Genomic DNA, 9,208 nt, shown 5'->3' with positions numbered 1-9,208 from the left:
CCCACTCCTTCCCATCCCGAACAGGACAGTGAAACGCCTTCGCGCCGATGATAGTGGACGTACGTCTGTGAAAGTAGGTCATCGTCAGGCTCTTATTGAAAGAAAAACCCCCACACAAATCCGTGTGGGGGTTTTTTGTTTTGCGCGCCGGCATCAGGCGTATACTCAAGACCTTCTGCTGTATTTGATTGTTGAATCATGCTCGATGTTGTATTCCCTTTCATAGGCGGGCTCGGTCTTTTCCTGATCGGCATGATGCTCCTGTCCGAAGGCCTGGTGGCTTTTGCGGGCGGCTCGCTGCAGAAGGCTCTTCTGGCCTTCACCGGCCGTCCAATCAAGGCATTCATATCAGGCGCGTTAATCACCGCGCTGGCGCAATCGTCCACTGCTACCACCGTTACGCTTATCGGTTTTGTCAGTGCCGGCCTGATTTCCTTCGTTCAGGCGATAGGGGTGCTGATAGGCGCAAGCCTGGGGAACACGGCCACGGGCTGGATAGTCGCGACGCTGGGCCTGAAGGTTAATCTTGGTTTTTATACGCTGCCGTTGATTGGACTGGGCGCCTTGATGAGGCTGCTTGCCAAAGGGCAAACACGCCAGCTCGGTCTGGCTATGGCCGGCTTCGCCATGCTGTTTCTGGGCTTGTCCATGCTGCAGGATGGCATGCAGGGCCTGGCCGCCATGGTCAATCTGTCCAGGATTCCGACCGGTGGCTATGGCGCTTACCTGATTATTGTATTGATAGGCGTAGTGCTTACCGGGGTGCTGCAGTCCTCGACGGCCGCTATTGCCATGACACTTACCGCATTGGAGGCAGGTGCGATCAGCTTTGATCAGGCGGCGGCCGTTGTTATAGGCGCATCGATAGGAACTACGCTGACTGGTGTGCTGGTTTCCATAGGCGGCACCATCTATGCCAAGCGCACGGCGCTGGCCTACATTCTGTTCAACGTTGCGGCGGGGTTGATCGGGCTGTTGCTGCTGCCTCTATTTTTGCGTGCTTTATACGCTGCCAGTGCTTACATGGGTTTTGAACCGGGAGCGATAGCCCTTGCGGCTTTTCATAGTTTGTTCATAGCTTTCGGTGCGCTGCTCTTCCTGCCCTTCACCCAAGCTTTTTCCGCCTTGGTTGAACGCCTGTTGCCCGAACGGCAGGCAAAGGCAGAGCATCACCTGGACAGCACCATGCTTAGCCTGCCTACTGTTGCGCTGGAGGCTGCTCAACGCATCATAATCCAGCAGGCCCGGCGACTGTTGGAGTTATATGTTCATGTTCTTGATGGCGCCCCGCCTGCAACAAGCCCGCAGGTGCTGCAGCAGGCTGATGCATTGCTTAACGAGACCTACGAGTTCCTGGTTCGGGTGCAACTTCCCGTCGACAACGATGACATGCATCAGCGCCTTAGTGCACAGTTGCATGCCATTGATCATTTGTTGCGGCTGCGTGCCCGTCTGGACAACATGCTGAAATCGGACGTGAATTTTGAGAACTCTATTTATCATTTGGCCGTGCAACCGGCCCGGGCGATGAGTATGTTGGCACAGCTGGGCTTGCAGGCAAAGGCTGATGCGGGCTGGGTCGAGCAGCTTGCTAACCAGGCACACCAGATTGCCGGGCAGCTGGATCAGGTCAGGAGTGGATTGCTGGCTGGATTGCCAGTCGATCACGATGCAAATTATTCCTTACGTACGACCGATGTTTACCGTTGGCTGGATCGAACCGCCCATCATATCTGGCGTGCCAGCCATTATCTGGCTACTTCGCGCGCCGTTGGCGCAGCTGATTCCGACACCGACCCGATAGCTTCCTGATACTTTTTCCTGTCATTTTTGCTCTGTACCATTCGGTTTTTCTTTTGTGGGCATCACCGAAAGGCTGTTCCCGCACGTATGAACGTAACCAATACGGAGAGTAAAAGTGTCCTTGGAAACCCTGTTTGATGCCGAATGGTACCTGGATCAAAATCCCGATGTTGCAGAGGCGGTAGCCAAGGGACTGATGACTGCGTGGCAGCATTTCGAGATGTACGGTCAAACGGAAAATCGTTCGCCCTTGTCCGTGTTCAATAGTGCCTTTTATTGGCAACAGAATCCGGATGTTTCCGCTGCGGTCGAGCTTGGACATTTCACCGCTGCGCAACACTTTGCCATGTTCGGGGTCGGCGAAGTGCGTACGGTGTCACCGGCCATAGACCTGGCTGCATACCTGGAAGCCAATACTGATGTGGCCCAGGCTGTTGAAGCGGGCATGCTGTCTCCCCTATACCATCTCTTCACCTACGGTTTGTCCGAGCCGCGTGATCTGGGTAATGGCATTTCAATCAGCATGTTCGCAGACGATCCCGTCTTTCAGCAGGCGCTGACGGAAGGAAATCTTGCCGGGGCGCTTGCGCGTATCGATGCGGTTGCTCCATTTGTTCCTGACTTTGTTGCACCCGAAGGCTGGGCGCCGGGTGCCGATACGCCGATTCCCGTGGACTTTGTGCCGCCAGCCGGCTCGGATCTGCAACTGCAGATTCCGGAAGGCGTGGAAGTACCAGAAGGGCTGGAGTTGCCCGATACCTTTCAGCCCCAGCCTGGTGGCGACGAGGACGATGATGATACGGGCGGCGGCGTTATCCCGCTACCCGATTCGTCTGTATTTACACCCAAGGATTTTTCGTCTGAACAAGGCAGTTCAGACGCCTCCACCGCCTTGCCTTTGGACGGCAATTTCATGGTGGTGGCCGATGACGAAGGCCACATCCTCCGTGTGTATGATCGTGACGGCGGACCGGCTGTCGCAGAATGGTCGATCAGGGATGCCGCTGTGGAAAAGTCCAGCGACCTGGGCGACGATGAGATTGATCTCGAGGCCAGTACCCGTATCAACGACACGATTTACTACACCGGTTCACACAGCAACAAGAAATCCGGCTCGGAAGCGAACGAACGCGAATTCCTTTTTTCAGTGAAGGTGTCGGGCACGGGGGCCGGTACCACCTTTGAGCTGCAGGACATTCAGGATGGCCTGGAAGGGCTGTTGAAGGCATGGGATGCCAGTAACGCACACGGGAAGGGTGCTGCTTACTTCGGGCTGGCAGACTCGTCGGCGGCAGGTGTCGTACCCGAGCAGGTCAGCGGGTTTTCCATTGAGGGTATGACTGCTTCGCTGGACGGCAGCCAGTTGCTGTTGGGTTTCCGTGCACCACAGACTGATACCTTGGCTCGCGAAAATGCATTGATCATTCCGGTGACTGTGGACAGCGTGTTCACGGATGCGCCTGTGTTTGGCGACCCCATCGAGCTGAACCTGGGCGGCCGGGGCATACGCTCGATAGAGCAGGCGGCCGACGGCAGCGGCTATCTTGTGCTGGCCGGCCCGGCCGGTTCACCCTCTGACGAGGTCACGCATGACTTCCGTCTTTACAGCTGGACGGGGAATGCCGATAACGGTCTTGCCACAGGATTGACTGAGCTGGAGGTCAGGAACGGAGAAGGCGAGGTCATCAGCCTGGACAGCTTGCTTGCCCAGACCGGCGGCAGCTTTGAAACCCTGGTGGAAGTCGCCAGCCTGGCAAGCGGAACACGGCTTCAGCTGTTGCAGGATAACGGCGATACCGTGTGGGAAGGGCAGACCAAAGTGTCCAAGGATCTGGATCTTGAAGATCAGCAATTTGTCGACAACTGGGTCGTGCTGGGCGATGCCGCAGCCAACGATGCTCCCGGTCTGGTGTCATCAAATATAGGCGCGGACACCGACGTCATCAACAGCAAAGGCAGCTTAAGTTTCAGGTTCGACGAGGCCGTTCGCCTGGGTGCAGGAAGTATCGTCCTGAAGCAGGTCAACGGTGATGAACCCGGCAGCTGGAACGTGATCCAGACTTTCAGCCGCAGCGACTTAACGGGCGTTTCCATAGCCTACAACAGCCTTGTTCTGGACCCAACCCTGGATCTGGAAGCCGGTGCATATCAGCTGGATTTCGTAGGGGAGGCCATCACCGATCTGAGTGGCATGACTGCCGGGTTGTCGCCTCTATCGTTCACCGTGGCCGAACCCGAAGCCCATAAGTTGCTGATTACGGAAGTCTCCTCCAAGCATAGTTCAGACATCGATTTCTTTGAACTGTACAACTATGGTTCCACAGCCATAGACCTGAGCGGCTGGCGCTGGACGGATTCCAGCAGCAAGGAATTTGGAACTTTCGCTGCGGAAACCAGCATAGCGGCCGGTGATGTTCTGGTCGTGGCGACTGAACAACTGGATGAGTTTCTTAGCACCTGGGATCTGACAGCTGATCCACAGCGCTACATTGAGATTGGCGGACCTGGGCTGGGCAAAGAAGATGCCGTCATTCTTTATGATGGTGCCGATAATGTGGCTGCTTCATTCAATTACAGCGGCAAGTCAATCACCGCGCTGGACGGCTCTGTTATTGAGTCTATTCCAGGTGGCGGCGACAAGCATGCCGGCGAGGCCGCCGGTGCCACCGATAAAGCAGCTTCGGCAGTATGGGATGCGGCAAACTCCAGTGCCGAGGCACCCACTTACATTGGCAGCACGAGCTTGCCGGGTGAGTCGGAATTGCTGGGCACACCAGGATGGATAGCAACGCTGCCGCCAAAACCCAGCCTGCTGATCACCGAAGTTAACTCCAAACACGGTTCAGACATTGATTTCTTCGAACTGTACAACTATGGTTCCACGGCCATAGACCTGAGCGGCTGGCGCTGGACCGACTCCAAGGGCAAGGATTTTGGAACTTTCGCAGCGGAAACCAGCATAGCGGCCGGTGATGTTCTGGTCGTGGCGACTGAGCAATTGGGTGAGTTTCTTAGCACCTGGGATCTGACAGCTGATCCACATAGCTACATTGAGATTGGCGGACCTGGGCTGGGCAAAGGAGATGCCGTCATTATTTACGATGCATCCGATAAGGTTGCTGCTTCATTTAACTACAGCGGCGAGTCACTCACAGCGCTGGATGGCACTGTTATTGCTTCCATCCCCGGTGGCGGGGATTTGCATGCCGGTCAGGCTGCCGGTGCGACAAATGAACAAGCCTCGGCTGTGTGGGATGCGGGAAACTCCAGCGTCGATGCTCCCATTTACATTGGCAGCACAGGCTTGCCGGGCGGATTGGAATTGCTGGGAACGCCTGGCCAAATAGACCTCATGGTGTAAGGTTGCAGCTTTGCACACAGGCTTGCCGGATTATCCGGCAAGCCTGTGTCTATGATGCGTATTAGGTAATTGTTCCGATGATATGGTTGCCGTTGATATGATTGCGGTGGCGCGTATGGGCGCTGGCTGCAGGCGCAAGTCTGCAGGTACAACTAATACATCTGAATATGGATTATGGCCTTGAATGAACTAAGTACCGCTCATCGAATTACCGATCTTCAAGCCCTGGAGGCGCTTTACGGCTCTCCAGCACCGGCTTCACTCAAGAAAGAGGTGGATTACATTCACCCTTACTACAGGAAGTTCGTCGAGGCTTCACCGTTTGTCATGCTGGCCACCAATGGACCCGATGGACTGGATGCCTCGCCCCGGGGAGACCCGGCAGGCTTTGTGCGTGTCTACGATGACTATACTTTGCTGCTTGCCGACCGGCGCGGCAACAACAGAATAGACAGCCTGCGAAATATTATTCATGACCCCAGGGTGGCACTGCTTTTCCTTATTCCTGGCGTAGGCGAAACGCTGCGGATAAATGGCGACGCCACAATATCTACCGACCCGGCATTGCTGGAACAGTTCTCGTTGCAGGGCAAGCTGCCGTCAACCGTGCTGATCATCAAGGCCAGAAAAGTATTTTTTCAGTGTTCGCGAGCGGTGTTGCGCTCACGACTCTGGGATCCATCGCTGCATGTGGCGCGCACTTCGTTGCCAAGCACCGGCACTATCCTGGAAACCCTTAGCAATGCCGAAATAGATGGGAAAAAGTACGATTCCGACTTGCCTGAGCGTGTTCAGAAGACCATGTACTAGGCCGTTCCGGACTACCTTTATCTACTGGTAAAAATACCAGTAGATAAAGGCAGCTTCGCCTACAATGCTGCCATGGCGAGTAAGAAGAAGTCCGTAGTCCGTAAACGACGTAGCAGCAAGAAGGCCCAAACCAGCCGATTCAAGCGGTTTTTCAGGGCACTGGCAGTTTCTGCCATTACCTCATTTGGCGCAGCCAGCTGTGTGCTCAATCCGCAGCTGCGCGAGCAGATTCAGCTTGAACCGGTGCTGGAGCAACTTGGCCTGCCAGTGCAGGACGCGCCGCAGGTGCTTGCCACCGGGCCGCAAGCCCAGACAAATTTCAGCCAATGCCGCGAGTTCTTTCCTAACGGCCGTCCACCGATTGTGCCTTCAGGCCCGGCGTTGCGGGAATTGTGCTATTCGTCGTTTGCCATCCTGCATAGCGGCAAGAGCAGAACCCCTGTATTTGTGGCGCAACGCCTGAACCGCCAGATGCTGATGCAGGGCAAGAATATAGAACGCACCGACCGTTTCTATCCGGAAGCGCGCCTGCCATCATCCGAGCGTGCCGAGCTCGATGATTACCGGGGCTCGGGCTACTCGCGCGGTCACATGGCGCCTGCAGGTGACATGCACACGCTTGATGCCATGGCGCAAAGCTTCAGTCTGGCCAATATGGTGCCGCAGGATCAGCGCCAGAACTCGGGTCCCTGGAACAAAATCGAACAAGACACACGCAAGTACATCTTGCGGGCAAGGGGAGACGTATACGTATTCACGGGTCCAGTCTATACCGGCAGATCGGCTGCGATAGGAGGAGGGCGGGTCGCCGTACCAAGCTATTTGTACAAGCTGGTCTACGATGCCACGACCGGAAAGTCCTGGGTGCACTGGCAGCCCAATAGCCGGGAGGCCAAAGTCGGCCCGCCGATCAGCTACGAGGAATTTGTTGGACGGACGGGATTACGGCTCTTGTGACAGACGCGCGATCAGGTTTACGTCAGCGCATCTGCCAATGCCTCAAAGTCGTTGACCACGACATCCCAGTCTTGTTCGGGATGCAAATCGGTCGTCTGACCCGGGCCGTGTTCGGTGGGCCGCAATACGAACGCGGTCTTGAGGCCGCAGTCTCGTGCAGCGGCCAGATCATTGTTATGTGCCGCAACCATGCAGACCTGCTCGGGCTTCAGAGCAAGCAGGTCGACTGTTTGCAAATAGGCGGCGGGCGTCGGTTTATAGGCCTGTACGACCTCGGCGCCCAGGATGGTATGCCAGGGGAGGCCCGCCCTGCGCGCCATATCAAGCATGAGAATAATATTGCCATTTGATAGCGGGGCAATAATGAAGCGTTCTCGCAGTCGAGCCAGACCTGTCAGTACATCAGGCCAGGGATCCAGCCTGTGCCAGGCCAAAGTAAGCTCTGCCAGTGCGGCCGGGTCTATCCCGGCGATGTTGACACCCTGCTCAGTCAGGACCGCTTCAAGGTTCTCTCTGTGCAATATGTCCAGACGTACAAACGGGCGCTGGCCGCTGCGAACTGCCTCCATGGCAGGTTGGTAACGTCTGCGCCAAGCATCGGCGAAGTCGGCCGGTTCCATGAGAATACCGTTCTTCCGGAGAAAACCGGCGGCTTCGCGCGCCACACCATTTCGCCAATCCACGACAGTTCCAAAAACGTCGAACAACAAAGCTTGCACATTCTGCATAAAACCTGGTCTCCTGGTGGCGAATACTGATTATGAGTGTGCCGCATTTGAGCGCTGATGAAAATGTAAGTCTAATCAGAGGGTTGCAAGGCCTGGCGCACCGACGTCATTGCCAGCGCAAGCACGGCAATGACCAGCGGAGCAAAAGAAACCCAGAGGACCATGTTCCAGTCGTAGGCCGCGAGCAGGCTGCCGGAGGCAAAAGAGCCCACCGCCATTGTGCCAAACACAATGAAGTCATTCAGTGACTGGACACGGGTTTTTTCTTCGGGCAGGTGGCAGTCGAGCACCAGAGCCGAGGCGCCTACAAAACCAAAATTCCAGCCTACGCCAAGCAGGGTCAAGGTAACCCAGAAATGGGTCACGTCTATGCCTGTCAGGCCTATGGCGGATGACAGGCCGGTGAGCAGCAACCCCGCCATGACCACACGCCCTGCGCCGTAGCGGGCAATCAGGCGTCCGGTGAAAAAGCTCGGGCCATACATGGCGATGACGTGCCACTGCAGCCCCAGGTTGGCGCTTTCTTGCGTGTGGCCGCACAGCTGCATCGCCAGCGGTGCTGCGGTCATGATGAAATTCATGATCATGTACGAGAAGGCACCGCAAAGCACCGCAGTGATGAACAGCGGTTGACGCGCGATCGTGCTCAGTGGCCTTCCTGCGCCGGCGATCTCCGCCGCGGTGGGCATGGGCAGCTTCACACCGATGAGGACGATGGCTGATAGTGCGGCGACTACTGCCTGAGCGATAAAAGTCGCGGCGAACATATAGGCCGGCCACATATACATGGTGTGCGTGACCAGTTGCGGACCGACAATTCCCGCCAGCACACCGCCGCCCATTACAAACGATAGCGCCCTGGCGCGCTTCGCCGGTGCCACGCCGTCGGCGGCTGCAAAGCGGAAGGAAAGCACCACAGCCGCATAGGCTCCGCCGAAGAAGGTTGCCAGGCAGAACAGCCAGAACGACCCGAGCACCACGGCCAGAGCGCCCAGCAGGCCGACCAGCACCCCGCAGCCTGTTCCTGCGAGGAATGCGGCGCGGCGGCCATGACGCCGGGCGATGGCACCGGCAGGCAGGATGCAGGCCGCCATGCCAACTACAAAGATGGAGAGCGGCAAAGTTGCCAGGGACTTGTCGGGGGCAAACATGTGCCCGACGATGGAACCCGTGGCGTAAACGACAACTGAGTTCGCGCCAGCCAGCGCCTGTGCAATTGTAAGGCGGGCAATATTGCTACGCTGCTGTCGTTCCGACAGTTCGGCGGAACCGCTCTTTGCGGATGAGGAATCAGTAGTGGACAAATTACGCCTCGTTGAAGGAAGGGCGGGAGTCATGGCATGATCATACATCGACGTGATCATGCGCAACTTCACTACTGAATATTGGGCGGTGTCTGATATTGTGTCTGATACAAAGAAAAAAGCCCTTGGCGCATAAAACGCCAAGGGCTTGATTTTCTTTAGTATTCGGTGGCTCCCCGAACTGGGTTCGAACCAGTGACCTGCGGATTAACAGTCCGTCGCTCTACCGACTGAGCTATCGGGGA

7 protein-coding genes and 1 tRNA gene are annotated in these 9,208 nt (G+C 56.5%); 5 read left to right on the top strand and 3 right to left on the bottom strand.

The genetic code is table 11. The annotated features are described in order from the left end of the window. The 5 genes from LKR43_RS15240 to LKR43_RS15220 form a co-directional block, all read left to right on the top strand. On the top strand, positions 1-226 hold a 226-nt coding region (locus LKR43_RS15240), incomplete at its 5' end, for a hypothetical protein (protein WP_227685071.1). After that, positions 199-1,812 carry a Na/Pi cotransporter family protein gene (locus LKR43_RS15235; RefSeq protein WP_227685070.1) on the top strand — a complete coding sequence of 538 codons (1,614 nt, stop codon included), beginning with the start codon at positions 199-201 and terminating at the stop codon, positions 1,810-1,812. The genes LKR43_RS15240 and LKR43_RS15235, both read left to right, overlap by 28 nt. Positions 1,813-1,918: 106 nt before the next feature. Beyond that, on the top strand, positions 1,919-5,164 hold the full coding sequence (locus LKR43_RS15230) for a lamin tail domain-containing protein (protein WP_227685069.1): 3,246 nt from the start codon (positions 1,919-1,921) through the stop codon (positions 5,162-5,164). Between the two features lie 180 nt (positions 5,165-5,344). Continuing rightward, positions 5,345-5,974 (top strand): pyridoxamine 5'-phosphate oxidase family protein, encoded by a 630-nt coding sequence (locus LKR43_RS15225; RefSeq protein ID WP_227685068.1) that lies wholly within the window; start codon positions 5,345-5,347, stop codon positions 5,972-5,974. A gap of 72 nt (positions 5,975-6,046) precedes the next feature. After that, complete coding sequence (locus tag LKR43_RS15220) at positions 6,047-6,931, top strand: DNA/RNA non-specific endonuclease (protein ID WP_227685067.1); 885 nt, start codon at positions 6,047-6,049, stop codon at positions 6,929-6,931. Between the two features lie 17 nt (positions 6,932-6,948). Here the strand turns inward: LKR43_RS15220 and LKR43_RS15215 are convergent, their stop codons facing one another. From LKR43_RS15215 to LKR43_RS15205, 3 genes are all read right to left on the bottom strand, one after another. Then, positions 6,949-7,659 carry a haloacid dehalogenase type II gene (locus LKR43_RS15215; protein WP_227685066.1) on the bottom strand — a complete coding sequence of 237 codons (711 nt, stop codon included), beginning with the start codon at positions 7,657-7,659 and terminating at the stop codon, positions 6,949-6,951. 71 nt (positions 7,660-7,730) lie between these two features. Next, a complete protein-coding gene (locus LKR43_RS15210) occupies positions 7,731-8,963 on the bottom strand; it encodes an MFS transporter (protein ID WP_227685065.1) in 1,233 nt (410 codons plus the stop codon). 169 nt (positions 8,964-9,132) lie between these two features. Continuing rightward, positions 9,133-9,208, bottom strand: a tRNA-Asn gene (locus LKR43_RS15205).

The sequence above is a fragment of the Pusillimonas sp. MFBS29 genome, from assembly GCF_020687695.1.
Lineage (GTDB): Bacteria > Pseudomonadota > Gammaproteobacteria > Burkholderiales > Burkholderiaceae_B > Pusillimonas_C.
Note: the sequence above shows the minus strand (reverse complement) of the source record. Positions and strands in the feature narration are given on the sequence as shown.